The following is a 26,586-nucleotide window of genomic DNA, read 5'->3' on the forward strand; positions in this document are numbered from 1 at the left end:
CGCAGGGGTCGCAGACAGTGGGGTCGCCTTTTCTTTGCTTACTTTCTTTTGGCGAAGCAGAAGAAAGTGAGTTCGCCGCCGGGCGGAATCCCGGCCCCGGAAAATAAAGCCAACTCAGCCCGCCAGCCGAGCCAACTTCCGATCACTCATCCGCTTGGCAACGCGCGGCAACACCAGCACAGCCACGATGATGACCACCAGCGTGATCGACATGGGCCGCTGGAAGAACACCGAAGCGCTCCCTTCGCCAATCGACATGGCATTGCGCAGCTGTGCTTCCGCAAGCGGCCCGAGGATCATGCCCACCACCACCGGAGCGGTCGGGAAGTCGAAGCGCCGCATCACCACGCCAAGCAGGCCGATGCCGTACAGCAAGAACAGGTCGAACGCGCTCTGGCGCATGCCGTAGGCACCCACCGTCGCGAAGATCAAGATGCCCGCGTAGAGCTGCGGCTTGGGAATCTTCAGCAGCTTGACCCACAGGCCGACCATCGGCAGATTAAGCACCAGCAGCATCACGTTGCCGATGTAGAGCGAAGCAATCAGTGCCCACACCAATGCGGCGGAGGTAGTGAACAACTGAGGGCCAGGCTGGATGCCGTAGTTCTGGAATGCGCCCAGCAAGATGGCAGTGGTATTCGACGTGGGAATGCCCAGCGTCAGCAGCGGAATCAGCGCTGCCGTTACCGTGGCATTGTTGGCGGCTTCGGGACCGGCCACGCCTTCGATGGCGCCCTTGGTGCCGAACTCGGCCTTCGCATCGGCGTCCTTGGCCAGCTTCTTTTCCGTCGCATAGCTCAAGAAAGTCGGGATCTCGGTGCCGCCGGCCGGAATGCAGCCGAACGGCGTGCCGATGGCGGTGCCGCGCAGCCACGCCGGAATCGAACGTTTCCAGTCGCGCGCTGTCATGTGCACGCGGGTCAGCTTGTTCTGGGCTTCGACCACCTTGCCTTCGTAGAGAACGGCATACAGCACCTCGGCGACAGCGAACAGGCCCACCGCCACCAGCACGATCTCGATGCCGTCGAGCAGTTCGGGAACACCGCCGGTGTAGCGGCCCTGGCCCGAGATCTGGTCCAGGCCGATGCAGCCCGCCGCCAAGCCGACGAACAGCGCCGTCATGCCGCGCAGCGTGCTCTTGCCGAGCACTGCGCTCACGGTGGTGAAGGCCAGCAGCATCAGCAGGAAATACTCGGGTGGGCCGAGCTTGACAGCGAACTCGGCCACGAATGGCGCAAACAGCGTGACGATGACGGTGGCGATGGTGCCCGCAACGAAGGAGCCGATGGCGGCGGTGGCGAGCGCGGCGCCTGCGCGGCCGCTCTTGGCCATCTTGTTGCCTTCCATCGCCGTGACCATGCTGGCCGTTTCACCCGGCGTGTTGAGCAGGATCGACGTGGTCGAGCCGCCGTACATGGCGCCGTAGTAGATGCCCGAGAAAAAGATCATCGAGGCCGTGATGTCGACCTTGCCGGTAATGGGCAGCAGCATGGCCACCGCCACGGCTGGGCCGATGCCGGGCAGCACGCCGACGGCCGTGCCCAATGCACAGCCCACCAGGCACCAGAGCAGATTGACAGGGGTGATCGCCGCAGCGAAACCCGCCATGAGTGCGTTGAAGATTTCCATGTCAGAGCCAGCCTGTGGTCGTGAGGCCCGGCAGATTGATGGCCAGGAACTTGGTGAACATCCAGAACACGGGGGCCGAGATGAGCGCGCCCGTCAGCAGATCGATAGACCAGGTGCGCGGCGAGCTGGCCGAAGGCTGGCCGCTCGCGCGGCGCAGGCCCTGCACGGCGAGCAGGTAGCACAGCATGCAACTGAGGATGAAGCCAATCGTGGTGATCAGCGCCGCGTTGAGCAGCAGGCCGGCCGATACCCAGACGAAACCCGGCCAGTAGGCATGCTCGGCGCCCGAGGGTGCGTCGAGTTCACGAAAGCCGCCGGTGCGCGCCTCCCAAAGAATCCAGGCGCCGCACAAGGTGAGCACGCCCGAGACCAGCCAAGGCAGAAAATTGGGGCCCACGCCGCCGTAGCCGGCTTCTGAAGAAATGCCGATTGCGCCGAAACCCAGCGCAAGGCCGGTCAGCAGCACACCTGCGCCGACCAGGGTTTGCGGCCATGTGGCCGCGGGTTGCGGCGAGACCGAGGATTCTGGAGTTGTCATTTTTCTCCCGCAGTCAGGGAAAGGAATGGGGCCCGTTGAAGGGCCCCACTATCGAAAGAGCCCCCATCTTCCGAAGTGCGCGAAGACTGGGGGCGAGCGAAATCAGATCATTCCGGACTTGGCCATGATGGCGCGCAGGCTAGCAAAGTCGTCGTCCACGAACTTGGCGAAGGCTTCGCCAGAGAGCACGGCCGGCGTCCAGTCGTTCTTCTTGAGCGATTCGGCCCACGAGGGACTCTTGAGGGCGGCCAGCACCATGTCGGTCAGCGCCTTGCGCTGCTCGGCGGTAATGCCGGGGGCGCCGTACACGCCGCGCCAGTTGCCGATTTCCACGTCGATGCCCTGCTCCTTGAGCGTGGGCACGTTGATGCCCGGCAGGCGCTGAGCGGACGTGACCGCGATGGCCTTCATCTTGCCGGCGGCAATGTACTCGGCGAATTCGCTGTAGCCGCTGCCGCCGACGGTGACGTTACCGCCCAGGATGGCGGCGGTGGCTTCACCGCCTCCGCGGAAGGCCACGTAGTTGATCTTGGAGGGATCGGCGCCGACCTTCTGCGCGATCATGGCCGCGGCAATGTGCTCGGTGGAACCGCGCGAACCGCCGCCCCACTTCACGCTGCCGGGGTCTTTCTTGAGCTGCTCGACCACATCCTTCATGGTCTTGAAGGGCGAGTTGGCCGGCAGCACGAACACGTTGTATTCGGTCGTGGTGCGGACCAGCGGCGTGGCCTGCGACAGGTTGACCGGCGGCTTGCCGGTGATGATGCCGCCCAGCATGACGGAGCCCATCACCATGAGCGCGTTCGGGTCGCCCTTGGAGCCGTTCACGAACTGGGCCAGGCCCAGTGCGCCCGCGGCGCCGCCTTTGTTGTCATAGGTGACCGTGTCGGCCAGCTTGGCGTCCGTCAGTGCCTTGCCCAGCGCGCGGCCCGTGGTGTCCCAGCCACCGCCCGGGTTGGCTGGAATCATCATCTTGACGTTGGCAGCGGCGCGCGCCGACAACGGCAGGGCTCCGGCGGCGGCCAGCGCGGCCAATGACTTCAAAAAGGTGTCGCGACGCATCGTTGTCTCCTGAGAACTAAAGAAAACCTGACTTGGACCTGAGCCGCTATCATGCGCCGCCCCGCTGTCAGTTGGCTGTCCGCCGGACTGGGGAAAACACCGAAGTACCATTGCCCCTCCACACCCCATGAAGCTGCTGCTGGTCGAAGACGATCCCTCGATGCAGGTCACCCTGCAGCGCGCCCTCGCCCGCAGCAAGATCGACGTGCGCATCTGCGGCGACGGCGCGCTGGCGGTCGAGCAATGGCGCGAGCTGGAGCCCGACGTGGTGGCGCTCGACCTGAGCCTGCCCAACCTGGACGGCCTTCAGGTGCTGGCCCAGGCCCGTGCCGCCGGGCTGCGGACGCCCGTGCTGCTGCTGACTGCCCGCGGCACGGTGGGCGACCGCATCATGGGCCTGAACGCGGGGGCCGACGACTACTTGCCCAAGCCCTTCGACCTCGACGAGCTCGAAGCACGCATTCGGGCGTTGCGCCGGCGCCACCAGAATGCCGGCCCCGACGTGGGCCTGAACCCGCAGGAGGTAGGCGGCCTGCGCTTCGAGCCCGAAAGCGGCGCCGTTTACCACCGCGGCGGCATCCTGGAGCTCACGCCGCGCGAGCTGGCGCTGCTCAAGGCGCTGATGATGAAGCCGGGCCACGCCGTGAGCAAGGAGCGGCTGTTCGAACTGGTGTTTCCGGGCGAAACCGATGTGCAGTACGAGGCCGTGGAAGTGGTGGTGTACCGCCTTCGCAAGAAGCTGGCGGGCACCGGCGCCGCGCTGATGACGCTGCGCGGCCTGGGCTACCTGCTGCGCGCCGAACCATGAAGAAGGCCTTGTCGCTGCGCGCGAGGCTGCTGTTCGGCATTCTCGCGCCGGTGGCGCTGTTCATCGTGATCAACAGCGTAAGCCTGTACCGGCAGAGCCTGGCAGCGGCCACCACGGCCTATGACCGCACCCTGCTCGCCTCGGCCAAGACCATCGGCGAGCAGCTCGACGTGGAAGGCTACGACGAAGCGGCGCGGCTGCGCGCCATCGTTCCCTATTCCGCGCTCGAAGCCTTCGAGGCCGACAACCGCAGCCGGCTTTTCTACCGGGTCTCCGCGCTCGACGGCGAAATGGTTTCAGGCTTTGCCGAGTTGCCGTTCTGGCGCGGCCAAATTCCTGACCGCGGCGCCTATTCGGCGCTGGTCGATTTCTACGACGCACGTTTTCGCAACCAGCCGGTGCGGGTGGCCGTGTTGCTGCAACCCGTTGCCAGCGCCAAGGGTCGCGGCATGGCCGTGGTGCAGGTGGCCGAAACCCTCGAACTGCGCGAGACGCTGGTGCGCAAGCTGCTCACCGACATGCTGTGGCGCCAGTTGTTGCTGATGGGCGTGATCGCGCTGGTTACCGTGCTCGTGGTGCAACGCGCCACGCGTCCTGTGCGGGAGCTCGGCGAGGCCATCGAGAAACGCGCGGCCGACGACCTGTCGCCCATCGATGCACCCGATGCGCCGCGCGAACTGCGACCGCTGGTCGATGCCACCACAGAGGTCATGGGCCGGCTGCAACGCCTGCTCGACCACCAGAAGCGCTTTGTTCGCGACAGCGCTCATCAGTTACGCACGCCGCTGGCGGTGCTGAAGGCGCAGGTGCAGTCGGCACGGCGCGGCGACGTGGCGCCCGAACAGGCGCTGAGCGAGATCAGCCAGACCGTGGAGCGCGCCACAACGCTCGCCAACCAGATGCTTTCGCTTGCCAAGGTGGAGCAATTGCGCCAGCAGCCGGAATCGGTCCCGCTGGAGCTCGGCGAAGTGGCGCGGCAAATTGCGCTGGACCTCTCGCCGCTGATCGCCGACAAGGCGCTGGACTTCGAACTGGCCGTGGACCAGCCCGTGACGGTGCGCGCGCACCGCTGGATGCTGCAGGAGCTCACGCGCAACCTGCTGCACAACGCCATCAAGCAGAGCCCCCGGGGCGGCGCTCTTTCGGTGATGGTCCAGTCCATCGGCGACGAAGCAGTGTTGACGGTGCGCGACGAAGGCCCCGGCATTTCGGCCGAACTCCGCCAGCGCCTGTTTGCGCCCTTCTCGGCCGGCGACACCGGCAGCGGCTCCGGGCTGGGCCTGGCCATCTGCCGCGAAATCGTGCTGGCGCTCGGCGGCCGCATCAGCCTCGAAAACCGCCGCGTGCAGGAAAATTCCGCACAGGTGGTCGGGCTCGACGCTGTCGTGCGGCTCCCTGTCTACCACCACAATTCCTGAATATGGATCGCTTGCGCATCGACAAATGGCTCTGGGCCGCTCGCTTCTTCAAGACGCGGTCGCTGGCTGCGGAAGAGATCGGCAAGAACCGGGTGCAGGTGAACGGCGACGTCGCCAAGGCGTCCCGCGAGGTCAAGGCGGGCGACACGGTGGCCATCCGCCTCGGCCCCATCACGCGGACTGTGACGGTGCGCGGCCTGAGCGGACAGCGCGGCCCCGCGCCGGTGGCGCAGCAGCTCTATGAAGAAACGGCGGAGAGCATTGCTGCGCAGGCCGCAGCCCGCGAACAGCGCCGCATGGGCAGCGAACCGGCGCTGGCCATCGAGCAGGGCCGACCGACCAAGCGCGACCGCCGGGAGCTCGACGGCGCGGCGCGCCACGCCGATTGGGACAACCGCTGGAGCGCATCGATCGATCCGGATGAGTCGGATCGCTGACCGCCGATCGCGTACGCTGCGTGTTTTTGCACGGAGCTCCGGTTCATGGCCAGCCTAAAAAAATACCGCGTCGGCAGCAGCTTCCAACTATCGCAGGTGAGCCCCGGCGAAACCCCATTTCTCGAGGGCAACGAAGCCGCGCAAATCGCCGAAATAGACGAGCTGGCAGGCGAACTCGACGAAATGCAGGACCTGCTGCATGCAGAAGGCCGCCGCAAGGTTCTGCTGGTGCTGCAGGGCATGGACACCAGCGGCAAGGACGGTACGGTGCGCTGGGTTTTTTCACGCACCTCGCCGCTGGGCGTGCGCGTGACGGCCTTCAAGGCGCCCACCGACGACGAACGCGCGCGCGACTACCTCTGGCGCTGCCACGCGGTCGTGCCGCGCGCGGGAGAAATAGCGGTGTGGAACCGCAGCCACTACGAAGACGTGCTGGTGCCGGTGGTCGAAGGCTGGATCGACAAGGCCGAGGCCAAGCGGCGCTATGCGCAAATCAACGACTTCGAGCGCCTGCTGGCCGAAACCGGCACGGTGGTCGTCAAGTGCATGCTGCACATCGACAAGGACGAACAGCGGGAACGCCTGCAGGCGCGTATCGATACGCCGGGAAAGCAATGGAAGTTCAGCATGGGCGACCTCGAGGTGCGCACCAAGTGGAGCGCCTACCAGCAGGCTTACGACAAGGCACTGCGCGCCACTTCCACGGACCACGCGCCCTGGTACGTGATACCCGCCAACCACAAGCGGCACCGCAATCTCATGATTGCCAAGCTGCTCATGAAGACTCTGCGGGAGATGAAGCTCAAGGCGCCGCCTGCGGATCCGGCACTCAAGGGAATGATCATCAAGTGATCGGGCGGGCGACGGATCGTCGGCGCGCGCGGCGCCGACACCATCGCGAATCAGGAACGGCGAACGGCCGACTGGCCCAGCACGCGGCACTTGCCGAATTCGCAGCGCACGGCCCAGGTTGCGCCGTTCGAACACGGCACGTTGTAGGCCTCGTAGCCGGGGCCCTTGGCCGTCAGCTCCGCGCGCGGCTGGATGCTGCACTGCCCGGCCTTGGCGACGAGCTCGGCGTTGTAGGTGTCCACGCCGGTGCGGCGCGGCGCCAGCACGACTTCGGGATTGAAGGAGTGGCCGTAGAAGGTATCGCGCACGTTCGGGTCCAGGTTGTGATACCCGCGCTTCGCCATGCAATGCACGATCGCGATCTGCTGGTGCTCGGCAATCACCTCTGCATCGGGACGGTACGACATGTCGATCACGGCGGCCGCAATTCCCCCCTGAGCGGCTGCGGCAACGATGCCCTGACCGTGCACGGTGATCAAGCCCAGGCCGAGCGCCAGCCACATGGCGTCGCCCGTTTCGCTACGCGCAGTGATGCGGGTCGCCGCGGTGCGGCAATCGGCCACATCGCTGTCGTATCGGGCCTTGTCGACGCCTTGCATGGCCACCATGGGCACATAGGAAAGCCCCGACCCTGTTCCAGGCTCCGTCGGTGTCGGCGGCGTGCTGACGCACCCGGCCAATGCAACAACGGCGCACACGACGCTCAGCAGCAGCTTCATGGAGATTCCCTCGTCCTCTTCGCGATAGTTCGGGCGATTTAACCATACAGATGGTTACTTTTGCCCCGGTTTTGTCGCAAAGCTGCTACGGCGCGGGTGGTTCTAAGAGATTTATTTACGCTCGTTTCTGACCTGCGGAGGGCAATGCACCCGCTCGCAAGTTGCCACGCAGCGAATTTGAATACTTTGGAAAACCTTTGATCGAGCGCGGTTCACTACGCGTTTTCAGCGTGCCACGATATGCCAGCATGTCGGCAGGCCTCTTGAAAACAGTCGACAGCGCGCATGGCGTGCATTCATCGCAGCGATGGTCGAAGAGCTTGAGGCATCGGAAAACGCAGACGAAAAAAAGCCGCCGATGGCTTTAAAGCGATGCTCGCAGCATTTCCCGAGCATGAAAAAAGCCCTGTCAATCCGAAGATTAACAGGGCTTCATCAGCTTGGCGGAACCGGAGGACTTCAAGAATCTAGACTGCACAAAGCCTAGCGGGCTGTTTCTGATTTTTTACCACACCCTTACCACGGAAAGATCGGGGCAGGGAAGGTCGAGTCAACAGCACCGGTCCATGGGAGCAGATGTGAACGATGCGACTGGGAGCAAGCATGGGTCGGCATATCGAAGCAAACACAGACGTCCGACGCGTACGGAGGCATACGTCCGGCGCACAGACGCGGGCTGCAGCCCCGGATATTTCAGAGACGCTGCTCCCGTCCGTCCGCAACGACTCAACGCTAACGTTCTTAAACTCAATTCTTTCCAACACGAGCTCGCAACCCGGGCACTTTCAGTGATCCCATCATCCGCCAAATCCTTGCAATCGGCAGAAGCATCTGAGACACATACTCATCCTGATTCACACCTTCCACCCCAAGGCGATCGTGACAGGGGCCGGGCGCGTATATCGTTCCGAACATGCGATCAAATAGGCTAAAGACAGTTGCGTAGTTGCTAAACATACCCGGTCCAGCGCGTACGTGGTGCCATCGATGCATCGCGGGTGAAACCAAAATCCACCCCAAGAAGCCCAATGTCCATGGCCTGTTGATGTGGACGAACATTCCGTAGAAATGCCGGACTGATCCGGCAAAAGCTATCGCCCATAAAGGAAAACCCAAAAGGAACAACGCGCCGTAATCTATCGCAGCAGTGGAAACTCTATTGAGTGGGTGAAATCTGAACAGCGTAAACCAAGTCATCTCTTCGTCGCTGTGATGCAACGAGTGCGCCGACCAGAGCAGCGGAGAGTGCTCGAACCGATGACGCCAATATCCAATAAAGTCACCCGTGGCAACGCAAAGAAGTCCAACAATCCATACTGGCCAAACATCCAAGACCGTCGAGAAGAGGATCAATCCGTGGGAACTAAGCACTTGATAAATGAGGCGGACGAGCATCGAGACCGGCACCGCCACAATCAAGATATCGACGATGTAGACGATTAGATTGATGCGAAGACTGGAAGGATGTAGTCTTCTTATTTCATTTTTCCAACCTTGCTGGTTGCCTAGAACCGCGAATAGAACCCCCCCCAAGGTTATAAGGATAAGTTCTTTCGCCGCGTCCAATTGATACCACAGGCTATCAATCACGAATTGAATCGGCTCGTTCATGTACTCCTCATCAGAGCATTGAAAAAGCCGCCCGAAGGCGGCCTTTGCTGATGCACGCGTAAATTACGGCGTAGCAGCAACGGTTGCGCCACAAGCAGCCGTGTTGTACTTTACGTCGGCGGTGCTGTTGCAGGTCCACGTGCCATTGGCATCGCGAGCCCAAGTGATTGCCTTGGCGGTGCCAGCGGTCAGCGTGTTGGCAGCCTTGTTGCCGAACGTACCGACGATCTGAGCCGTGCCGCTAGCAGGGGTGATCGTGACGACAGGGTAACCTGCACCGGCCACGGTCGGAGCGCCAGCTTGCGGCGTGCCAGACAGGATGCTCGAAGCGGTAGCGCCAGGATTGCATTCGCCAGCGGCAGCGCCGATGGTCGTCTTGCCGTTGTTCATGCAATCTTCGATGGCCGTCTTGATGGCGCCGGTTTCGCCCACTGCGCGCGAGACTTGCGACTTGGCGATGTACGTTTGGTACTGGGGAATGGCGATGGCGGCCAAAATGCCGATGATCGCCACAACGATCATCAGTTCGATAAGGGTGAAGCCAGCTTGTGCGCGGCTGCGGAGGGTACGAACGTTCATAGAGTTTCCTCGGTTGAGTTTGGGTTCACCGGGGAATGTCCCCGGAGCGCTTCAACAGTCGCAGATCGCGTGCCAATTCTTTCTACCCATGATTTCTGTAAGAAAGTGTGCCAAATGGAACAAATATGTTCGAGACGGCACTTGAGCAGCCCGCGGCGCTGACAAAGATTGTCGAAAGGTAACAAAAATGTCACCGCCGCCTAAGCCAGGACGTGGACCCCAAACTCAGCCAGAAGGTAGGCCCGCATGGCCGCCTCCAGATCGGTGGCGCCAAGAGAAGCAAAGGGACTCGCTGCGCATCTGGCGACCCAACTATCTACGGCAACCACTCTCCCGTCGAACTTCTCGCCGGCAGCAAGAGGGAGCAAGTGGATCCTGTGCAGCCGAATGAAGGGGCCACCATGCACATAGTCATTGCAGTACGCAGGTACCGGGCGCTGCCCGTAACCAGGCTCATAGACAACAGGACCATGATCAGTCATCTCAGGCGACAACCCTTGCGCCCTCGCAACCCAGTAGTTCAGCTGATCGCCAGAAAGATCGGCCACTTTCGGTAGAACGCCCGTCTCGCCTGATCCTAGAAGGTCCCCGATAAGTTGGTCAACGCTAACTTGGTAATAACTGGCAAGGGCCCTTAGATCGGAGATGCCCGGCTCCCCCTGGCCAGCCTCCCATCTGATGAGCGTTCGCGTAGTTATCCCGAGGGCCTTACCGAGCTCCTCTTGGGTAATCCTGCGCTCCGTGCGCAGCTTCTTTAAATTCAGTATCGGCTTTGAGTCCATCGCCCGAGGATAGCGACTGCTGCCACGAAGTATTGTTCTCGCATGGCATGCCGGTTCGCGACCAAGCCTGCCGCGCAGAACTGGAGACACACAACCGCAAGCTGATCTCGCCCGAAGAGCCGCGTTGCGCGCTCTTAGACTGAGTCCTTTGCGTACTCCGAGACTCAGCTGCGCGACGCTGGAACGGGCCCCGCCAACTGCGCCGACGCCGCATGTAAATATGCCGTCGCTAGATGCAGATAAGCTTTGTAAGGGGAAATAATCCCTTTATTAATCAATAGCTTAGAGGGCCTGCCAGCTAACTGACACCAACTCACACAACGCGCGAGCGGCGATTCTACCCGGCGAGGCAATCGGCCCAACCCCTTCGAGCCGTCCGGAGACTAAGGCAGTTCGTCGTTCGGCAAACAACCGCGCGCCAACTCCATACCCATGTTTCTTCCATGGATATAGGTCCGAAAGCGCGGTCTAGACCAATCATTGATAATTTCAATCAACACGCTGGCAGCGATTATCACGTGCAACGGCGCAGCTTTTGAGGGTACAAAAGTATTCGAGCCAATGCCCATGCGGGTTTCTGAATGAAATCGCGCCACAAGCCGCGCCCAGAGCCATGTCCGTCAAGATGCCCGAGCGTTTCCGCGCCTTGCCCACGCCCGCCGTATTGACCAAGAAGTTAACTGCTGTTAGCCCCTGTGATCGGTCAAGATAGGAATCGCTGAAAACGCAACTTTTCCACGGTTGGAGCTTCCCCACACCCTAGATATAGTCCGTCCACGTCCTGTTTCTGATGGTTCAGAAACGCAGAAGGCCAGGCCCCGCGCCAACGGGGACTGGCCTCTGGCCCCAACCTTACTTTCGCTTGGCGGGGGAAACGAACGGCAAAAACCATTCGTGCTAGCAGCACAAATATTTTTGCATTTCGTGAAGACGACGCCAAGCACTTTTTTTGGGAACTCCAAAAATGAGTACAAATCTGTGCGTCGAAGTTACGCATGTGCAACTAGATGGCGGCTTTTCGGTCGCAGAAATTGGCGCAGTTCAGAATGGCCGCCTCCTGTGGCGTCTACCTGTGCGAGCCGTCGTTTCGATGTATCGAGCTGGAGCCCGATTCTTCATGAAGCAAGCCAACGGCAAGGCCGTAGAAATCTACCCGGACGACCGCGTTCCGGGTGTTGATGTGGCGCTTCGGACCACCGCGGACAAGATCGTGGCGCCCGCGCTCCGCGCCCTGCCCCAGTTCCCGAACTAAGTACCAAAGCCCGCTCCCGAGCGGGCTTTTTCTCGCCTGCCTGTGCCGTCTGCCTGAAATCACTTAAAGCTTGGCAACCCAAATCCAAAGCCGAAATTCGGACCAGACTTCTTCGCTTTGACGATCTCAGGCTCTTCTTCGCGCGGCCCCACGTCGAGGTCATCGATCATCTTCTGCAGCTCGAGCAGACCCGCGGCCATGGCAGCCTTGTAGGTACCCATCGACCTCGATTGCTGCTTAAGGACGTGCCAGTCCTCGCCATACTGTTCGATCAGGCGCCAGCGGTAGGCTCCTTCTTCTTCCTCAACGACGGTAACGGCGATTCTGCGGAGGTCTGGCATTGCGACATCGTCAGCCGCGGGCGCGACGCCAGGTGTCAGACGAGGTCGGCTTCTTCTTCGCTGGCCGCCTGCGCTGTCGACGGTGCCGGCCCCGCATCGATGACGTTCACCGAAGGCAGCAGCAGCATGTCGCGCGCCTCCTCGACCGTGCAGGTCAGCCACCGATCGAAGTCGTGCTCCTCGAGCGGCACGACGGACCGCTTATCGAACATCACCTGCTTGGTCATCCGATCGATCTCGATCTTGTGCATGCGCGACATCACCGGGTGCAGATTCGCGTTGATGGTGAGCATGGTGTAGCTGTCCCATATCTCGCCAGTCTTCAGGTCCGTCCAGCTGTTCCACAGGCCGGCCACGCCCCATGGCTTGCCGTCGGCGCGGCGAAAGCGCCACCACTCGTTTTTCCCGCTCTCCCAGTTCGGTTCGTCGAAGCTGGCGGCCGGGATGATGCAGCGCTTGCCGCGGGCCCATGCGTCCTTGTAGGTTGGCGACTTTTCCATGCGGTCGGTACGCGCGTTCACGGTGCTCAGGCGCTTGCCCTTGTCCTCGCCCTTCCGCGGCTTCGACACGGGAATATTCGACGTCGACCAAGGCGGGATCATTCCCCACTGCCCCACCACCAGCTCGCGCGCGTACTCCACCTCGTCGGCCCGTCGGACGAAGCTGGCCAGGGAGAGCGGAAACGCCGTCAGCAGGTTCTGCCAGTCCTTGCGTTGGTTGGACCGCCGGTCGATCTTCCAGAAGGCTTCTATCTCACGCTCTTCCGGGCTGATGTAACGGGTGCACATGCCCAAATTCTGCACTCAGGAACGGGTTGACGGGCGAATAACCCTGCCGAATACTGTATGCCTTTACAGTACTTTCTGGAGTTCAACATGACTGAACCCTCCCTAAAGCCCGACTACCACACCTGGGTCGGGGCGTTCGTTTCCGAGTGGCTCCGCCTTGCCGAAGGCCAGGCCGACCCTGAAGAATTGCACGAGCAGGCCATGACGCTGTTCCGCGTGGTCGGCGACCAGCCGGCGGAAGAGATCGCCCTGAAGCACTTCAACAGCTATCCAGACCCCGAAGACCGGGTGCGCGATCCTGAAGGGGCGTTCGCCGAGCTGGCGGCCGAGCTCGGCATCATCAAGCGCGGCGACCGGCTCGACGACATGCAGATGGATTTCGCCTTTGGCGTGGTCGACCTGTGCGCGGCAATTGGCGACCGTTACGGCGACAAGGCCTACGGTAACGCCGGCGACCACATCCGCTCGGTGTATGGGCCTGTGTGATGGCGTCGGGAGGTCGGAGTGCTGTGCCGCGTAGTTCCGCTGCGATGGCACGGCAATTGGAAATCGCGCATGCAGGTTGCCGGTCAGGCCGGCATGCCTGGCGTGCTGGACCTGCGGAAGGCGAATCGCGAACACTGGGGCAACTCCTTGCAGGCGCGACTCCTGGCCATAAAGAATCTGGAGACGGACGTCCTGCCGGTCCTGCAATACGCACGCGTGCTGACGATCAAGGAAGGCGGCGTGATGGTCGACGGCTTCGAGATCAGCGCCCGTGGAGCGAAGAGCAAGCCGATCAAGACCCGGCAGACCTGGTGGTGTGTCGGCGTTGCAGAGCTGGAGATCGGATACGCAGCGCTCGAGCGGATGAACCCGAAATGCAGCACGGGCTTCAGCGTGAACGACGACGACGAAGAGGATTTGCTGCCGGCCTGGCCGAGGTGAGGCCCCGACGAGCGCATACAACTAGTGTGGTAGCGCGATGCCCAGAAAAGAAGCTGCTGTAACAAGATCAGCGCGGTACTTGCCCAAAGGCCAGCGATCTGCGGCAATTTGATCGTGATGCGCGAGGACCCACAAAACCAAAACCACGAAGGGATGGCTAAACATATTGCCTTCTTCGCGAGCCTCAATAACCTTGGCAGAGTGGACTTCGAAGAGTCTTCTCACGTCACTGGTATGGGCGCCGCTCAACACATCTCTGAATGTCTCAAAAAACAGTTGTGCCTCAGCTTCGCTAACAGCCGTTGCCAGCTGACCGCAGGTGGCATATACCTTTGCTGAGTGCGCGCTCCACTCCGCTAACGAAAGATTTATACAGGCAAGTTCCTCTGCCGCTTCCGAGAAGATCAAGTCCGTGGACTCCAGCATGGCCATGGAGCGCGCCACAAGTCGCCTCACATTGGAAGGAACTTCCTTGCCAGCCTTGTAGACCCTATCGTGGACGAATTCAGCATAGGCATGCTGCACTAGAGTGCGAATCTGGATTTCGCATGGAGTGTCTCGCGGAACTACGAAATCACCTAGTTTGATGTCATCGTTAGCTCGAACGATGAAATGCGTTGACTGGTAATCAAAGACTTCGGGATTCTCATGTACTTCGAAGAGCGGAGACCGATCCTTTCGCGGAGTCCACGCGTTGCAATTTACTATCGCCCTTTCGACTAGTGCGATATCTGCGTCGAGCAAGACTACGAAGCGAACTCCTAGGACATCTGTTAGCTGAGAAACTGGATCGTCGTAGGCTTTGCGCTCAATTTTTTCGACCGCTGACAGAGTATCTTTGACGCGGAAACTCGGACCTACCTTGATCAACTGCGAGTACTTCTCAGCAGTCAGCGTCGCCTCTAAGGAAGCCATGATTGTCTGAATGACGTACTTCCCGTACTCCTTCAGACACGGACGAAGCGCATCAAGCCTCTCTCCGAAGGAGGCAGGGGTCATTCACGAGTCTCCATCAAGCCAGGAACAGTAAGCGTAGTTGACCCGTCTGGGTTGGCTGCCAACGTAATGCTCGACATCAACTCCGGCGGGCTGGACAGAAAGATTTTCGAGGAAAATGTAATCTTCCGACGACGCTTAAGTTTTGCAGCGACGTATTCAACGTCCTTCTGAACTGCATGATTTGGGAAGCCCTTTTGCCCAATCATGAAGGTCTCGTAGGCCTGCTTGATCTGCGGAGCCATATGACTTGTCGCAAAGTCGATAACACTTACCACATTTGAAGTGCTGCGAAGGTCTGTACGGAGCGCTTCGATCAAATCTAGTCTATCGTTCTCGGGCAGCCCTGAGGACTTGATGAAAGTCAGCGTGTTCTCGTAAAAATCTCTTGTCCTTGCTCGCGCCGAACTTGCAGTGTTGCAACCCAGAAAGCCGTTGTAGAAGTAAAACGCGGCGTGCCGAGTCTCGGTCGAAGTCATTAAGTGATCAAACAAATGAACGACATGCTCGTGCGGTTGATATTGCCCTGCGTTGATCGTCGGGTTCGCCACATTTCGCTGCAGGTATCCAATCTTGAACAGTCGTTGACTATCAGTCATGAAGATGTCCTTCAAATGCTGCAACGAACTAGATGCACCTGCACCCGGCCTGTCCGCCAAACCATCTTGCAATTCAGCTTTCACTGCCATTAGGTACGGCAACTGCCCTGCCGTGACCGTTCCTTGTATGAACATCAACTTGCTGTGCGCTAGGTGCTTGTTGTTCTGCGCGCCTGCCAGCATCGTCGCAAGCACTCGAGCTTGGGAAACAAAGTTGGCGTCATTGCCATCGATTGCATTGCAGGCGAGCTGGAAAAAGCTAGCTGGCGCAGAGTCGACGATCGACACCTCCATTCCATTCGCGTTCTTTCCAAGTGCTCCGGTAAGACGACGGCCCACCATCAACTTCGCGGAACTGCCCAACGTTGTAAGCGCCTGACCGCCGGTCGGCACTCCTGCACTCTTATCAGGTTGGTCGGGCGGAATGTCAAACAGAACGGCTCTACCTATCACAAGCTGCTGCAAATCCATCAATTGCTTTCATAAAAAGCGAATTGTCACAGTATGTAGCGCTTTTCTATGAGAGCGATCCCTTGATAGATACTGTACTTTCATACAGTATTTTGTCAAGCGCGAGAGCTGGCTAGGGTGCAGGGTTTCCGAGCAACTTCCGATCGTTTTCGACCAATGTCAACAGCACGCCTACTTCGGCGTCTCTCTGCTCAACGATGACTCGACCGCTTCGAAGTAGCTCTGCACCTCGCGCAGCCAGGTCTGCGAGGACCGCGGATCGATCCGCGATACGCTTGCAGGCAGCTGGGTCGCTTGTGGCTTGGTCCCGATCACGGGCGGCGAAGGCGGCGAACTGCTGGCGCATCCGCTCAGCATCGCCAGCAGCAGCGCGGCGGCGGCCATCGAGCGCGGCCAGTTTCTTTTCGTAGGCATTGACGTTTTCCTGTTGAGCTTTGGCATGAGAAGCCTGCATTGCGAGCACCCGCTGCAGGTCTTCGAGGGCCGCGACAGCGCGGCGAGTGTTCTCGGCCTGACGGTCGAGCTTTTCATCAGCGAGGGTCTTCTGTGCCTTCGACACTTCCGCCCTCGCCTTGAGCACCTGCGTGCGCTCGACGCCGGCCAGCGTAAGAGCAAGCACCAACAGCAATGCCCATAGCCATGAAGGCACGATGTCTAGGAGCTTCATGTGCTCAGCACCTTGTAAGCACGCGCAGTGATCGCCTTGCGCTCTGCCAGTTTCAGGCGCGCCGGGCCATTCACGCGCCCAGTGACTTCATAGATATCGCCTCGCTCTGCCGCCGGCAAGCAACCCTTGTACTCAGCGAAGAACCAGCAGGCCGTAAGCGCAGCGTGCTCCGGCTCGAGCACGAGCGCCGGGTTGTCCACGTAGTCAAAGCCCAGTGCATCACTGGCCGCTCGATAAGCCGCCTCCCAGGTGAGCTGGATGAGCCCACGGCCATGGAAGCCCTTGTAGCGCAGATTGCTCAGCGCTGCCGGCTTTCGCACATAGTCCGCCGCTCGATAGCCGCCTCTCACGAATAGGCTCGGGAAGATGTCGCGAAGCCGGTCGGCAGAGGTGTAGTTAAGGCCCTCTTCCACCTCCGAAAGTGGTCCGTCGCGCCCTTCCGACTCGATGGCCACTTGGCCGAGGAAACACGCAGCCACCGCGGCCGAGGTGATACGGAAGCGGCTCATGCCATCGTTCAGATGCCACGCGTAGCGCTCCGAGCTGATGCGTGAGGCGCCGGTGCAGTCGATAAGGGTTTGGACATCAATCATGGTTTGTTCGGCTCTTTCGCCGCGGTAAGGTTGTTCGGGTTCATGGCGTGACGCCGGCACAGCGGAGGTACTGCGCAACGATTGCTTCGGTGTGCCGGTCTCTCTGCGCGGGCGTGGGATTCGCTGGAAGCGTCGGGAGTGGCGGGCAGTCGCGCGCCGCGGGCGGCTGAGTCGCACACGCCTGCAAGGCCAGTACGAACAGGACGGCTGCCGCTGTTTTCATGGGCGCCCCCCTTGGAGCTTCTCGTTGGCCCGCTTGATGGTGTTGTTCACCGTGGCGGCCGGCGCTGGCGTCGGCGCCGGCGCTGCGGTTGCTTTGGCCGCGGCCTTGGCAGTGATTGCCGCCGTGGTTGCGGTCTTGGCCGCGGCGCCCACCTGGTCGGCCGCTTCGCCCACCGCTTCAGCCGCGCTCGACGTTGCTTTGGCCGCGTCCGTGACTGCGCCGGCAGCGCTTTCGAGTCGAAGCCCATAGGCCTTCTGAAGTCTCGCAATCTCTTCGAGGGAAGCTTGCCGTTGCTGCTGCACACCGACGAAGTAGCCGATGCTTACGCCACCACCAAACAGGCCGCCAATCACGACGCACGCATTGAAAACATGGCGGACGGAACGAGCCAGCCGCTTGGTCGGCTCGAGGGGCGACAGGTCGCTATCAACGGGGTGCATGAATCTGCTCCTGAAGTTTCCGAACTTGGTCCCGCAGGCCGTGCATCTCTTCGCTTTGCAACTCCAGCTTCTTGCTTTGAGCCTCGAGCTGAGAGTTCTGCAGTGCAATGAGCTTGGTCATCTCCGCCATCTGCCCTTCCATGCGCGCAAAGGCCTCGCGCACCTCGTTGCGCTCTTCGGCGAATTTGTCGGCTCGGAGCGTCATGGCAACGAGCGCAGCGTCGGAGCGCTCTGCCACGCTTCGCCAGTGCGCAATGGCCGAAACGTTGGCCTCGGTATTCGCACCCTCGAGCTGACGCTGCCCACGCTGATTCCACAGATAGAGCGCGACCGCAACCGCCACGGCGCCGGCGCCGCCGAGCACGCCCTTCAGTTCTGTGAAGACTTGGATGAAATCGCCCATGGGTGTCTCTTTAGATTTCGATGACTTCGACAGGCAGAGACGGCGCCTCGCCCTCGATGAGGCCGTCACGCACGAACACCGTGGCACCAACGGCGCCGGCGGCGCCGACGCCGCGCGCGATCAGGAGTCCGCCGCCAGGCAGTTGCACGGTCGCGACCTCGCCCTCGACCGAGGTGATAGTCCCCACCTGCAGCGGACGCGCCGGCAACAAGTCGAGAAAGACGCGGTAGATGTTTCGCATGGTTCAGTCCACGTGGGTTTCAAGGCCAATGGTTTGCCGCAAGACCGGGCGGTCCCAGCTCACGGCGGTGCTACGCACCAATCCAAGCCGGGTGGTGGGCCCGTCGACGTAGCGCACCAGTGCGCCAGGCTGGATGATTCCGGTCTCGGCCAGTACCGGCATGCGCAGGGTCACGAGCGCTTGGCGGCCGGTGTTCGACAGTTCCGCAAGGCCGCGCTGCCGGGCCGCGATTGCATTGGTAATGAGCGGGTGCGTGACCATCGGCGCCACCGAGCCGCCCGCCGCGCCGGCGCGCGTGACTTGCCCGAGCACGCCAGCGCCGGTGGTCCCGCTGACGAAGATGCGGTCATAGGCCGGAAGACTTCTCCACTCGATGCCCTCCACGCTGGTGACCGCACTCGGAAGCTCGAAGTCTGGGGTGAGCGTGTCCCAGGTCCACGGCGTCGCCGGGTAGCGGGGCAACACGCGCAGAGTCGGCGCAGTGCGGTGCGGCTGCACGTAGCCGCCGGCAGCACCCACGATGTCTTGCACAGCAGCGATGTAGCTGCCTTGGAAGTTCCACGTGCCGCCCGGGACGCTCCAATCCTCGAGGCCCCAGGCCACATCCCACCCGATGCCCACGCCGTTGATGGTCAGCGCGAGCGCGGCGAGCTGCTGCGCGGTTAGCGGGCTGGCGCTGGCGTGGTTCAGTGTTGGCGCATAGGGTGCATCGAGGATCGCTGCACGACCCCTGCCCTGCACGCGAATTCGAGCCTTGCCAAAGCTGCGCTCACGGGTGTAGCTCTCGGCGCACAGCCGAAACGCCACGCCATTGACGCTGGCTTGTATGTCGACAGGATCGCCATTCGGCCCGGGCTCGATAAGCGCGAGCGCGCTCGCCGGCAGCGATGCGCCCCATGTCCAAGTCCAAGAGTCCACATCGAGACTCATGCTGAAGGCGTCCGCCTCGATAGATGCCCCGTTGTCGACACGGTGCAGTGTGATGTGGTTTTCCACGACGTAGACCCTCCTAACTGGAACGATGACCGTCTCGCCGGCGCCATGCCGCTCGCACACAAACACCAAGTTCGTGCCAGCACGCCAAGGCGCCTCGAAGACGAGATTGGGATCGGGGATGTAGCAAGGGTCGAGGGGCGGCTCGGGGGGATGCGGAACAGTCACCCCAGGAGTCGGCTGCCGTCCGTCCTGATAGCGGTTGCTCCAACCCTTCACAAGGCTCTTGCCGGTGCCGACCACGGACCACCAGCGCCAGCCCGCGGGCACCGCATCTTGAAAGCGCGTACGGTGCTGGCCGGCGACGCCTCGGATGCCATCCTGGAACGAAGTGGCGACGCGGCGCTGCATCCCTGTTCCGCTCTGGAATGCCTGCCAAACCACATCGGGGGCGCGAACCCCGTCGGCAAAGGATTGGTCAGCTTCGAGCTGGCGGCGCTTGCCGTCCTGATACCGCATCCACAATGGCCGGCGGTGATCGCGAAAGGCATCCTGCCAGCGCTGCTCGGTGCCTGAAGTTAGGCGCACGCCGCTCATAAACCGCGTGTCAAACCCTGCCGGGGAGTGCTGCGCATCACGCCAAGCCTGTCCCGCTCGCTCTGACCGCGGCGAGGCATCCTGCCAGCGCCCCTGAATTCGCCCAACGAGTGGCCGCTGCGTATCGCTGAAGTACACCACGTCGCCCCGAAGCGCAGGCTTCGTGAGCGTGACCGCCCCCGAAACCACGAGCCCGAGCACCACGGCGCCGGAAAGCCCAGGCTTCGAGAGCGTGATTGCGCCACTGATAACCGCGTCGGTGACCGGCGAGCTGCCACCGTCGCCAAAGACGAGATCGCCCGTGTGAAGCGGTGCACCCTCGAAGACAAGATCGATCGAGGCCACGGGCTCAATCCATTACCAACGAGCCGAGGATCGCGCGCGCGCCGGCATAGAGCAGCGTGCCCGTGGTGCCGCTCACCTTGAGAGCGCCGCTGCCCGCCATGTCCGTCACATCGCCCGCGCCGATGAGCGTGCCCGCGCCGTTGAACAACGTGAAGTTGTCGGCGCTGCCTTGTACGAGGATCATGTCGCCGGCCGGGTCGCCCTGCTCGAACACCAGCTGATGCGCGACCAGACTCGCGGCCGGTTGTGCGAACCTCAGCGTAACAAGCGCCGTCGTGCCCGCGAACAGGATCGCATAGGCGGGGTCGTCGTCGGCATCGAGCAGTGCCGCCATGCCGAGCAGCATGGCGTCGTTGGCGGCGGTCGTGTGCGTGAAGCTCATGGGACCAACTCCACCCCGCCGCTCGCGACACTCAGGTTGTCTGCGATCACCGCACGGTAGTTGTGCAGGTAGTCGTACGTGACCACCGAATAAGCCTCCGCAGCGTCGATGTTGGTGAAAACATACGCGCCCGTCGTCGCATCGCTCCACGTCTCGCCGACCGTTGCGCCATCGCGCTCACGCACGAGACGCACCCGACGCTTCAGCGGCAGGTTTGCAGGTAGGCTTTTCTCTTTCACGGTGCCGACAAGCCTTCCTTCGGCACCGAGGATCTGGAAGTTGCGGTAGAGCCGTCCTGCAAACAGCGGCCTGGCTCCCGAGTAGGCCGCGGCCGGTTGACCAACAGCCAGTGCATAGCGCTGTTGTCCGATCAATATCACCGCCTCGTCAGGAAACGGCGCCGAAGGTGGCGTGAAATTGGCGCTGTACCAGCCGGTGCCCCTCGTAATGCGGACCTCGTCGATCAATCCCGCATAGTCGTAGGCCGCGTTCCGCATGCTGACCTGCGCGCCAATGGCGAGTTGGCCAACTTGATTCGAGAAGTTGACGGCGTTCGCGACGCTCGCCTCGACAACTCCGTCGACACACGCATAGATCGTTCCCGCCTTCCGAGAGATCGCGACGTGATGCCATGCGCCGTACAGCGACGAGGTGCCAGTCACGAGACTGGCGGTGGTGATGCCGTTCCAGCCATAGAAATGCAGACGCCCCGCCGCGTTGACCTCCATTTGCCAGCTCGCCTGATTGGTCTGGTAGAAGTCAACAACCTGCATCGCGCGCCCGGTGTTGGTCGGCTTCACCCAGGCTTCAACCGTGAAGTCTCCCGTACCGAAGACAAAGGACTGCCCGCCCTGCGTAGTGATGAAATCACCGCTCCCATCGAGTGACAAGCACGAACCGCCGAACTTCGAGTCGGCCGTCGTGAGCTTCGCCCCGTCGGAGGCCTGCCAAAGGTTGTGCATCGCGTCGACGACGTTCGTCGACGCGTTCGGGCCGTCCAGGTGCAACAGCGCGACTGGAGCGTAGGTAGTGGCCATTAGCGCCACGGGCCCGTGACATCGACCAAGATCATCCCCGAGTTCGAGGGACTGGGCACCGTGCTGGCGCCGCTGTTAGACACAATGAGCCCGATCAGGTTTCGGCCAGACAGTGTCCCGGTGCCTGCATAGATCGCCTTGTGCTGCAGGCCGCCGAGGCCGATCTGCGGCACCGACAGCAGGCCCGGCACGTCGCATCGAGGCTCTTGTCCGAACGGCGAGGTGTTGAGGTAACGACGAGAGAGGCGCATCGATCCGTCGACACGGCTTGGAAAGACACCCAGCGTGCTGTCCATGCCTGACACGGCGGTGCCCCCCGTATATGGGACCGAGTTGTTTCCGAGCGATGACCCCACACCCGTCCAGTCGCGAGGCATGAAGAGCTGCGCATTCGCGGCACTTTCGAAGCAGCCATAGGTGGGGAATCCGGTGCCCGTACCCGGCTGAACGCCAAGCGCACACGCGTAGGCGTCGCCACCAGGGCGCAGGGAGATCATGTCGCCGAAGCCGCGCAATGACCCGAGGACGTAGCCGTTGAACGAGCTTCCGTTCGCCACATAGGGGGAGATGTGGATGAAGAACACCCGACCGTCGCCCACGATGACCCACGATGCCGGCTGTACGGACGCCTCGGCCTTTACCCACCATCCGCCACCTTCCGCAAGCAAGGCCGATTGCGACGATGTCGGAAACCGCCCTGTGCCAGTATCGATGTCGGACATCGTCTCCATGCCGACAAGGCGCGCGTTCGCCGTGTAGTTGTCATCCACGCGCAGGTACATGCGCGTGCCTGCGAGGTCCGCGCTGCGATAGGCTGCCTTGTTCGTGCCTGAGAAGGGCTTCTCCCAGCCCAGAGGGGCAATCTTGCTCGTGATCGTGCCGGTATAGGCTCCGTCCGGCAGCGCCGTCAGAAAGGTGCAGCTTGTGGCGTTCGGTTTGGTCTGCACCTTCTGCTCGCCGTTCATGTCGGCAAAGCCTGTCGGACCGCCGGTCACGCCAGCCAGGAAGATCACCGCGTTCGGGATCGCTGCGTGCGCGCCCGACCACGTGAGTGTTGCAACGCCTGAGGCCACGACCAGGGAGGTGATGGCCTTCGTATCGAAGCCATCCTTCAGTACCGCGTCCAGCAGAGCCACCAGCGTGCCATTGGCGTTGGTCAGTGCGGGCGCATTCGCCATCTCGCTGGTGTAGAGCTTGACCGATGTGTCGACGAGAGAAGTCATTGATTGCCTCAGGTTGCAGGGTTGTCCACGTCGCCACGGACGACGGTCAAGAAGGAGTAGTCGGCCGCCGATGCGGGGCCCTGTTGCACGGTGCGAACCATCCAGACTCCGAACATGGCGCCGACTGTGTTGGCGCGCAGGAGATTGCCCGGGACCCATCCGCCGCCCCAGCCCGCCGGCTGGATCGTGAAGAACGGCTTGTTGTTGACGCTGTTGATCGGCTGGATAACGGCGTTGATCGAGAACTCGCCGAGGTTGCCGACGTGCTCGCCGAAAACTTCGACCGTCGACGTTGTCTTGAAGCGCAGCGCCCACCGCTCGGTGTAGGCCCCATCGTTGGTGACCGTGATCGGGTATCCGACTGTGTTGTATGTGCCGGGTGCCGGGTCGCCGACAGGGACATCAGAGAAGGTCGTGCCGTTCCATGTCGCTTGGTCGAACACCAACGAGACCCGGGCCTTCATGTCGCCGGCCCGCAGCGCGCTCGAAACGTAGGAGCCGATCGGATAGTCGTGCGTGAGAGGCCGCGTGAAGGTAATGGTCCCATCGATCTGAGCGTCACGCTGCAGACCCGTGTCTTCGATGCTGTGCTCCACCCGCACCGGCTGGGAATAGCCCGTCACGTCATTCCATGTGACGGTGCCCGCCTCGAGGTTCTCGCTATACCCGGTCTCGATGACGTGCCCGTCGTTGCCGAGCACCCGCACGCGCGAGAGCCGCGTACGACCCACGTTCACCACACCGCCGTTGACGGCGGTCGCTGGCGCTGTCGTCGCCCGATGGCCGACCACCGCCAGTTCGCCAGGGCGGAAGATCGGCACCCGCCCGTCGCTGGGCAAGCGCACTGGGTCGATGCCCAGCAGATCGGCATCGAGCGGCAGGTAGGTAAAGGCGACGGCGTTGTAACGTAGCGTCTCTTGCCGGATCAGATCGATGTAGGCAGTGGTCAAGCCCGGGATGTCGAGAAACGACAGATCAACGGGCGTGGCGCCGGCCGGCGCCGAAGGCGTGACGCCCACCAGCTTGACCACGCCCGTCGTGTAGTTGATGCGGCCCTTCACGCGCGGCTCATCGATGGTGCCGTCGCTGTCTGCCGAGTAGTTGAAAGTCGTGCCGTCCTGCATCGTCCCGAGGACGCTGAAGCTGCCCGTGCGAATGGGCGCGGTCGCAATGCGGAATGTCGAGAGGTAGGTGTTGAAGGGCGTGAATGCACCGTTCACCGGCGCACCCGCCACGCCGCGCCAGTCGGTGACCGCCGGCGCCATGCCGGCGGGCCAGGTGTTCAGCACCACCTCACCCTGCCCCGACGTCAGCGTGCCGACCTTTGTTCCATTGCCGGTGATCGGAGACAGGTCCACATGCAGGTCGCCGCTGGCCTTTGACACGTACCGCTTGCCGCCGGCGCTGAAGCTCACGCCGGACAGCACGAAGGCGTTCGCGACATTGGTCTTCAAGTGCAGTTCGTCCATGTCGCCAGAGAACGACGTGCTGCCGGACGCGGCGCTTGCGTACTTGGCCGCGGCGCTGTTGGCGCCCGCGAGGGACATGCTCAGCACGGTGTTCGCCGAAATCGCGAGGAAGCTCGAGAGCTCGAGCGCATTGCCGGTCTCTTCGAAAGGAATGGTGACGTTTGCCATCTGAATTGATCCTTAGGAGGCCACGACGTCGATCGCCCAGGCCGGCTTGTTCTTGCGCAGGTAGACGTTGTCCCAGGCTGTCAGCAACAGGGCGAGCGGGGTCGGAACAACGGTGTTGGCGTTGAGCGTGAAAGTGCCGGCGGCATAGTCGACCGCCCCGACCGCGAGCAACTGCCCGGCCAGGTGCATGTAGAGCACGCCGGCCCCGTCGTCCGTGATGAGGTAGGACGCCGCGGGGCCCCAATCCACGATAGGTGTCGCAAGGTACTTTCCCTGTAGCTGCCCTGTGACGGTCAGCGAAACCGAGCCCGGCGAAATGCCCGTGACGCCGAAGCTGCCCGAGCCGCTTGCGATGGCGACCGATGCAGTCGCGAGCGTGGCGGTGTCGACGGTCACATTGACCGGCGTGCCAGGCGCAGGGATCGTCGTCGGGCTGAGCCGGAAGGTGCCTTGCGCATAGTTCACCGTGCCCGTGCCATAGCCGGTCAGATTGCCCGCTCCGTCGTCGGTCACGGTCCGCGGCGTACCGTCATTCCAGGTGATCGTCAGGGCGCCGGGCTCGATGCTTTTGGCGCCAGGCGCGAGCGACGACACGCCGCTGGTGTTGAAGGGCCAATAGAACTTGCCACCGTTGTCCAACGTCAGCAGCTCGCTCGAGCGCGCCGCCTGCGGCTCGACCCACTGGTAGATGACCTCGCTGCCGACATCCGGCAGCGCCCCAAGCGTGACAGACACGGTTCCGGTAGTGAAGTTGACCGTGCCGGCCCCATAGCCGCTGTCCGGGCCGCGAATCGCGCCCGAGCCGTCATCCCGGATGACATACCAGCGGCTGGCGACCATGTAGGCGACGGACAGCGTGCCCGCCACTGGCGCTGGCTCGATGGTCCGCACGTAGGAGAGCGCGCGGCTTTCGGCGGTAACGCGGATGCTCTGCGACTGGGTGACAGCCTGGGGCACCTGCGCCGGCTGGTACGTGATGTCGAAGGTGAGCGCGCTGGTGCCAAAAACGTTCGTCAGCAGCGACAGAATGCCGTTGTCATAGTCGATGGTGCCGACTTGGGTTCCGGCGCTCATGAGGCGGCCGCCGCTGTCGCTCACGGTCACTGCCCCGTTCACCACCGTGAGGGTGTTCGGCTTGATCGCCCCGCCGACAAACAGGCTTTGCGACGTGGTGAACGCGAGCGTGACGCTCGATGTGACCGCGCCGCCGCCGGACACGACGCCCGCGAGCAACTGGTTGCTGCGCGCGTCGGCAATCGGCGTCTCAATCTGCGCGCTCGGCACGAGCTGGGTGAAGATGCCCGTGGCTTTGACCGAGAAATCGCCCATGCTCGCCCCTTCCTCGAGGGGCACCACGCCGTAGTACTTGGCCGCGTCCGCCACGATGACGCTGCTGACCTTCGTCGCTGCCGCGAGTTGGGCCTTGGTCGGATCGATGCGGGCTACATCGAAGCCGGGAAAGTCGGCGCGCAGCGGGTCGCTGATCTTGAGCGTGAGCACGTAGCGCTGAAAGTCCCCTTGTGCATCGGTGAACGTGGACAGCACCACCGAGGCCTCGGTCACGCGCACGTACTGGATGAACTGGTCGGGGAACCCTTCACGCTTCGTCAGCGCCAGCGTGCTTCCGATGGCCGGCAGGTCGTCTGTACGCTGGAAGATCTGGATCGTGGCCTGACCGTTGATGTGGTTGCCGAACAAGAACCCGGCGTAGTTCGGCCCGACGCTCAGATAAGCCTCGATGCGCGAGATGGCCGCGGTGCGCACGTCGAAGGTTTCGCCCGCGAACATGGTGACGGAAACGTTCGGGTCGTTCGGTGGCTCGGCAATGATGAGGTTCGCGCCCATGTAGGTATCGGTGTCGTCCGATTGCACCCACACATGCACCTTGCGCGCGCTCACTCGCCCGGCTGCGCGGTCGACCTCGGAGATGTCGGGAAAGATGGCATTGCTGGAGCCGTCGACAACGACATTCGCCGTGGGCGCGCCACCGCCTTCGGGAACATCGTCCATCACTTGGGACTTCACCAGCTTCACGTCGCCTTTAAGAATCGTCATG

At 62.2% G+C, this 26,586-nt stretch carries 29 protein-coding genes; 7 read left to right on the plus strand and 22 right to left on the minus strand.

Annotation, left to right across the window (positions count from 1 at the left end; genetic code table 11):
- Nucleotides 1-114: 114 nt before the first annotated feature.
- From GOQ09_RS15575 to GOQ09_RS15585, 3 genes are all read right to left on the minus strand, one after another.
- On the minus strand, nucleotides 115-1,629 hold the full coding sequence (locus tag GOQ09_RS15575; protein WP_157614334.1) for a tripartite tricarboxylate transporter permease: 1,515 nt from the start codon (nucleotides 1,627-1,629) through the stop codon (nucleotides 115-117).
- Between the two features lies 1 nt (nucleotide 1,630).
- A complete protein-coding gene (locus GOQ09_RS15580) occupies nucleotides 1,631-2,167 on the minus strand; it encodes a tripartite tricarboxylate transporter TctB family protein (protein ID WP_157614335.1) in 537 nt (178 codons plus the stop codon).
- A 102-nt stretch (nucleotides 2,168-2,269) separates the two neighbouring features.
- A complete protein-coding gene (locus GOQ09_RS15585; protein ID WP_157614336.1) occupies nucleotides 2,270-3,229 on the minus strand; it encodes a Bug family tripartite tricarboxylate transporter substrate binding protein in 960 nt (319 codons plus the stop codon).
- Between the two features lie 127 nt (nucleotides 3,230-3,356).
- Between GOQ09_RS15585 and GOQ09_RS15590 the strand changes: the two genes are divergently transcribed.
- The 4 genes from GOQ09_RS15590 to GOQ09_RS15605 are packed head-to-tail and all read left to right on the plus strand — an operon-like array spanning nucleotide 3,357 to nucleotide 6,744.
- Nucleotides 3,357-4,037 (plus strand): response regulator transcription factor, encoded by a 681-nt coding sequence (locus tag GOQ09_RS15590; protein WP_126749534.1) that lies wholly within the window; start codon nucleotides 3,357-3,359, stop codon nucleotides 4,035-4,037.
- Nucleotides 4,034-5,455, plus strand: a complete 1,422-nt coding sequence (locus GOQ09_RS15595; protein ID WP_157614337.1) for a sensor histidine kinase — start codon at nucleotides 4,034-4,036, stop codon at nucleotides 5,453-5,455. Before GOQ09_RS15590 ends, GOQ09_RS15595 begins: the two co-directional genes overlap by 4 nt.
- A gap of 2 nt (nucleotides 5,456-5,457) precedes the next feature.
- A complete protein-coding gene (locus tag GOQ09_RS15600) occupies nucleotides 5,458-5,892 on the plus strand; it encodes an RNA-binding S4 domain-containing protein (RefSeq protein ID WP_157614338.1) in 435 nt (144 codons plus the stop codon).
- A 45-nt stretch (nucleotides 5,893-5,937) separates the two neighbouring features.
- The gene (locus GOQ09_RS15605) at nucleotides 5,938-6,744 is read left to right on the plus strand and encodes a PPK2 family polyphosphate kinase (RefSeq protein ID WP_157614339.1); all 807 of its coding nucleotides are present in this window, start codon (nucleotides 5,938-5,940) and stop codon (nucleotides 6,742-6,744) included.
- 50 nt (nucleotides 6,745-6,794) lie between these two features.
- Here GOQ09_RS15605 and GOQ09_RS15610 read toward each other — a convergent pair whose 3' ends face one another.
- The 4 genes from GOQ09_RS15610 to GOQ09_RS26620 form a co-directional block, all read right to left on the minus strand.
- A complete protein-coding gene (locus tag GOQ09_RS15610; protein ID WP_157614340.1) occupies nucleotides 6,795-7,463 on the minus strand; it encodes a hypothetical protein in 669 nt (222 codons plus the stop codon).
- A gap of 747 nt (nucleotides 7,464-8,210) precedes the next feature.
- Nucleotides 8,211-9,074 carry a sterol desaturase family protein gene (locus tag GOQ09_RS15615; RefSeq protein WP_157614341.1) on the minus strand — a complete coding sequence of 288 codons (864 nt, stop codon included), beginning with the start codon at nucleotides 9,072-9,074 and terminating at the stop codon, nucleotides 8,211-8,213.
- 63 nt (nucleotides 9,075-9,137) lie between these two features.
- On the minus strand, nucleotides 9,138-9,653 hold the full coding sequence (locus GOQ09_RS15620) for a pilin (RefSeq protein WP_157614342.1): 516 nt from the start codon (nucleotides 9,651-9,653) through the stop codon (nucleotides 9,138-9,140).
- A gap of 200 nt (nucleotides 9,654-9,853) precedes the next feature.
- Complete coding sequence (locus GOQ09_RS26620; protein ID WP_157614343.1) at nucleotides 9,854-10,435, minus strand: helix-turn-helix domain-containing protein; 582 nt, start codon at nucleotides 10,433-10,435, stop codon at nucleotides 9,854-9,856.
- A gap of 1,117 nt (nucleotides 10,436-11,552) precedes the next feature.
- Between GOQ09_RS26620 and GOQ09_RS26520 the strand changes: the two genes are divergently transcribed.
- Nucleotides 11,553-11,687: a hypothetical protein gene (locus GOQ09_RS26520; protein WP_278189362.1), complete on the plus strand. Its 135-nt coding sequence runs from the start codon at nucleotides 11,553-11,555 to the stop codon at nucleotides 11,685-11,687.
- Nucleotides 11,688-11,746: 59 nt separating this feature from the next.
- Here GOQ09_RS26520 and GOQ09_RS15630 read toward each other — a convergent pair whose 3' ends face one another.
- Together GOQ09_RS15630 and GOQ09_RS15635 are read right to left on the minus strand one after the other, a co-directional pair.
- A complete protein-coding gene (locus tag GOQ09_RS15630) occupies nucleotides 11,747-12,028 on the minus strand; it encodes a hypothetical protein (RefSeq protein WP_157614344.1) in 282 nt (93 codons plus the stop codon).
- A gap of 35 nt (nucleotides 12,029-12,063) precedes the next feature.
- Complete coding sequence (locus GOQ09_RS15635) at nucleotides 12,064-12,816, minus strand: SOS response-associated peptidase (protein ID WP_157614345.1); 753 nt, start codon at nucleotides 12,814-12,816, stop codon at nucleotides 12,064-12,066.
- An 87-nt stretch (nucleotides 12,817-12,903) separates the two neighbouring features.
- Between GOQ09_RS15635 and GOQ09_RS15640 the strand changes: the two genes are divergently transcribed.
- Together GOQ09_RS15640 and GOQ09_RS15645 are read left to right on the plus strand one after the other, a co-directional pair.
- Entirely contained in the window at nucleotides 12,904-13,302 is a 399-nt protein-coding gene (locus tag GOQ09_RS15640) for a hypothetical protein (protein ID WP_157614346.1), read from the plus strand.
- Between the two features lie 69 nt (nucleotides 13,303-13,371).
- Nucleotides 13,372-13,743, plus strand: coding sequence for a hypothetical protein (locus GOQ09_RS15645; RefSeq protein WP_157614347.1), 372 nt, complete (start codon nucleotides 13,372-13,374; stop codon nucleotides 13,741-13,743).
- A gap of 21 nt (nucleotides 13,744-13,764) precedes the next feature.
- Here GOQ09_RS15645 and GOQ09_RS15650 read toward each other — a convergent pair whose 3' ends face one another.
- The 13 genes from GOQ09_RS15650 to GOQ09_RS15710 form a co-directional block, all read right to left on the minus strand.
- Nucleotides 13,765-14,742 (minus strand): GTP pyrophosphokinase, encoded by a 978-nt coding sequence (locus GOQ09_RS15650; protein ID WP_157614348.1) that lies wholly within the window; start codon nucleotides 14,740-14,742, stop codon nucleotides 13,765-13,767.
- The gene (locus GOQ09_RS15655) at nucleotides 14,739-15,809 is read right to left on the minus strand and encodes a nucleoid-associated protein (RefSeq protein WP_157614349.1); all 1,071 of its coding nucleotides are present in this window, start codon (nucleotides 15,807-15,809) and stop codon (nucleotides 14,739-14,741) included. The genes GOQ09_RS15650 and GOQ09_RS15655 overlap by 4 nt, the downstream gene beginning before the upstream one ends.
- A 112-nt stretch (nucleotides 15,810-15,921) precedes the next feature.
- Nucleotides 15,922-16,476, minus strand: a complete 555-nt coding sequence (locus GOQ09_RS15660) for a hypothetical protein (RefSeq protein ID WP_157614350.1) — start codon at nucleotides 16,474-16,476, stop codon at nucleotides 15,922-15,924.
- Complete coding sequence (locus GOQ09_RS15665) at nucleotides 16,473-17,069, minus strand: glycoside hydrolase family 19 protein (RefSeq protein WP_157614351.1); 597 nt, start codon at nucleotides 17,067-17,069, stop codon at nucleotides 16,473-16,475. Before GOQ09_RS15665 ends, GOQ09_RS15660 begins: the two co-directional genes overlap by 4 nt.
- 219 nt (nucleotides 17,070-17,288) lie before the next feature.
- Nucleotides 17,289-17,732, minus strand: coding sequence for a hypothetical protein (locus GOQ09_RS15670; protein WP_157614352.1), 444 nt, complete (start codon nucleotides 17,730-17,732; stop codon nucleotides 17,289-17,291).
- Nucleotides 17,719-18,135, minus strand: coding sequence for a hypothetical protein (locus GOQ09_RS15675; protein ID WP_157614353.1), 417 nt, complete (start codon nucleotides 18,133-18,135; stop codon nucleotides 17,719-17,721). The genes GOQ09_RS15670 and GOQ09_RS15675 overlap by 14 nt, the downstream gene beginning before the upstream one ends.
- A 10-nt stretch (nucleotides 18,136-18,145) precedes the next feature.
- The gene (locus tag GOQ09_RS15680; protein ID WP_157614354.1) at nucleotides 18,146-18,376 is read right to left on the minus strand and encodes a hypothetical protein; all 231 of its coding nucleotides are present in this window, start codon (nucleotides 18,374-18,376) and stop codon (nucleotides 18,146-18,148) included.
- 3 nt (nucleotides 18,377-18,379) lie between these two features.
- Entirely contained in the window at nucleotides 18,380-20,251 is a 1,872-nt protein-coding gene (locus GOQ09_RS15685) for a hypothetical protein (protein ID WP_157614355.1), read from the minus strand.
- 4 nt (nucleotides 20,252-20,255) lie between these two features.
- The gene (locus tag GOQ09_RS15690; protein WP_157614356.1) at nucleotides 20,256-20,633 is read right to left on the minus strand and encodes a hypothetical protein; all 378 of its coding nucleotides are present in this window, start codon (nucleotides 20,631-20,633) and stop codon (nucleotides 20,256-20,258) included.
- Complete coding sequence (locus tag GOQ09_RS15695) at nucleotides 20,630-21,670, minus strand: LamG domain-containing protein (protein ID WP_157614357.1); 1,041 nt, start codon at nucleotides 21,668-21,670, stop codon at nucleotides 20,630-20,632. Before GOQ09_RS15695 ends, GOQ09_RS15690 begins: the two co-directional genes overlap by 4 nt.
- Complete coding sequence (locus GOQ09_RS15700; protein ID WP_157614358.1) at nucleotides 21,670-22,893, minus strand: hypothetical protein; 1,224 nt, start codon at nucleotides 22,891-22,893, stop codon at nucleotides 21,670-21,672. The genes GOQ09_RS15695 and GOQ09_RS15700 overlap by 1 nt, the downstream gene beginning before the upstream one ends.
- Nucleotides 22,894-22,901: 8 nt before the next feature.
- Nucleotides 22,902-24,530: a hypothetical protein gene (locus GOQ09_RS15705; RefSeq protein WP_157614359.1), complete on the minus strand. Its 1,629-nt coding sequence runs from the start codon at nucleotides 24,528-24,530 to the stop codon at nucleotides 22,902-22,904.
- A 12-nt stretch (nucleotides 24,531-24,542) separates the two neighbouring features.
- The gene (locus GOQ09_RS15710; RefSeq protein ID WP_157614360.1) at nucleotides 24,543-26,585 is read right to left on the minus strand and encodes a hypothetical protein; all 2,043 of its coding nucleotides are present in this window, start codon (nucleotides 26,583-26,585) and stop codon (nucleotides 24,543-24,545) included.
- Nucleotide 26,586: the final 1 nt, after the last annotated feature.

Source organism: Variovorax paradoxus (assembly GCF_009755665.1).
Classification (GTDB): Bacteria; Pseudomonadota; Gammaproteobacteria; order Burkholderiales; family Burkholderiaceae_C; genus Variovorax; species Variovorax paradoxus_G.

Excerpts from the sequence above, each read along its gene's own strand:
- GOQ09_RS15620 (WP_157614342.1), bottom strand. The coding sequence starts at position 9,653 with ATGAACGTTCGTACCCTCCGCAGCCGCGCACAAGCTGGCTTCACCCTT.
- GOQ09_RS26620 (WP_157614343.1), bottom strand. The coding sequence starts at position 10,435 with ATGGACTCAAAGCCGATACTGAATTTAAAGAAGCTGCGCACGGAGCGC.
- GOQ09_RS15640 (WP_157614346.1), top strand. The coding sequence starts at position 12,904 with ATGACTGAACCCTCCCTAAAGCCCGACTACCACACCTGGGTCGGGGCG.
- GOQ09_RS15605 (WP_157614339.1), top strand. The coding sequence starts at position 5,938 with ATGGCCAGCCTAAAAAAATACCGCGTCGGCAGCAGCTTCCAACTATCG.
- GOQ09_RS15680 (WP_157614354.1), bottom strand. The coding sequence starts at position 18,376 with ATGCGAAACATCTACCGCGTCTTTCTCGACTTGTTGCCGGCGCGTCCG.
- GOQ09_RS15610 (WP_157614340.1), bottom strand. The coding sequence starts at position 7,463 with ATGAAGCTGCTGCTGAGCGTCGTGTGCGCCGTTGTTGCATTGGCCGGG.
- GOQ09_RS15650 (WP_157614348.1), bottom strand. The coding sequence starts at position 14,742 with ATGACCCCTGCCTCCTTCGGAGAGAGGCTTGATGCGCTTCGTCCGTGT.
- GOQ09_RS15670 (WP_157614352.1), bottom strand. The coding sequence starts at position 17,732 with ATGCACCCCGTTGATAGCGACCTGTCGCCCCTCGAGCCGACCAAGCGG.
- GOQ09_RS15665 (WP_157614351.1), bottom strand. The coding sequence starts at position 17,069 with ATGATTGATGTCCAAACCCTTATCGACTGCACCGGCGCCTCACGCATC.
- GOQ09_RS15635 (WP_157614345.1), bottom strand. The coding sequence starts at position 12,816 with ATGTGCACCCGTTACATCAGCCCGGAAGAGCGTGAGATAGAAGCCTTC.
- GOQ09_RS15615 (WP_157614341.1), bottom strand. The coding sequence starts at position 9,074 with ATGAACGAGCCGATTCAATTCGTGATTGATAGCCTGTGGTATCAATTG.
- GOQ09_RS15645 (WP_157614347.1), top strand. The coding sequence starts at position 13,372 with ATGCAGGTTGCCGGTCAGGCCGGCATGCCTGGCGTGCTGGACCTGCGG.
- GOQ09_RS15580 (WP_157614335.1), bottom strand. The coding sequence starts at position 2,167 with ATGACAACTCCAGAATCCTCGGTCTCGCCGCAACCCGCGGCCACATGG.
- GOQ09_RS15600 (WP_157614338.1), top strand. The coding sequence starts at position 5,458 with ATGGATCGCTTGCGCATCGACAAATGGCTCTGGGCCGCTCGCTTCTTC.
- GOQ09_RS15690 (WP_157614356.1), bottom strand. The coding sequence starts at position 20,633 with ATGAGCTTCACGCACACGACCGCCGCCAACGACGCCATGCTGCTCGGC.
- GOQ09_RS15695 (WP_157614357.1), bottom strand. The coding sequence starts at position 21,670 with ATGGCCACTACCTACGCTCCAGTCGCGCTGTTGCACCTGGACGGCCCG.
- GOQ09_RS15675 (WP_157614353.1), bottom strand. The coding sequence starts at position 18,135 with ATGGGCGATTTCATCCAAGTCTTCACAGAACTGAAGGGCGTGCTCGGC.
- GOQ09_RS26520 (WP_278189362.1), top strand. The coding sequence starts at position 11,553 with ATGAAGCAAGCCAACGGCAAGGCCGTAGAAATCTACCCGGACGACCGC.
- GOQ09_RS15575 (WP_157614334.1), bottom strand. The coding sequence starts at position 1,629 with ATGGAAATCTTCAACGCACTCATGGCGGGTTTCGCTGCGGCGATCACC.
- GOQ09_RS15585 (WP_157614336.1), bottom strand. The coding sequence starts at position 3,229 with ATGCGTCGCGACACCTTTTTGAAGTCATTGGCCGCGCTGGCCGCCGCC.
- GOQ09_RS15700 (WP_157614358.1), bottom strand. The coding sequence starts at position 22,893 with ATGACTTCTCTCGTCGACACATCGGTCAAGCTCTACACCAGCGAGATG.
- GOQ09_RS15655 (WP_157614349.1), bottom strand. The coding sequence starts at position 15,809 with ATGGATTTGCAGCAGCTTGTGATAGGTAGAGCCGTTCTGTTTGACATT.
- GOQ09_RS15705 (WP_157614359.1), bottom strand. The coding sequence starts at position 24,530 with ATGGCAAACGTCACCATTCCTTTCGAAGAGACCGGCAATGCGCTCGAG.
- GOQ09_RS15590 (WP_126749534.1), top strand. The coding sequence starts at position 3,357 with ATGAAGCTGCTGCTGGTCGAAGACGATCCCTCGATGCAGGTCACCCTG.
- GOQ09_RS15595 (WP_157614337.1), top strand. The coding sequence starts at position 4,034 with ATGAAGAAGGCCTTGTCGCTGCGCGCGAGGCTGCTGTTCGGCATTCTC.
- GOQ09_RS15710 (WP_157614360.1), bottom strand. The coding sequence starts at position 26,585 with ATGACGATTCTTAAAGGCGACGTGAAGCTGGTGAAGTCCCAAGTGATG.
- GOQ09_RS15630 (WP_157614344.1), bottom strand. The coding sequence starts at position 12,028 with ATGCCAGACCTCCGCAGAATCGCCGTTACCGTCGTTGAGGAAGAAGAA.
- GOQ09_RS15660 (WP_157614350.1), bottom strand. The coding sequence starts at position 16,476 with ATGAAGCTCCTAGACATCGTGCCTTCATGGCTATGGGCATTGCTGTTG.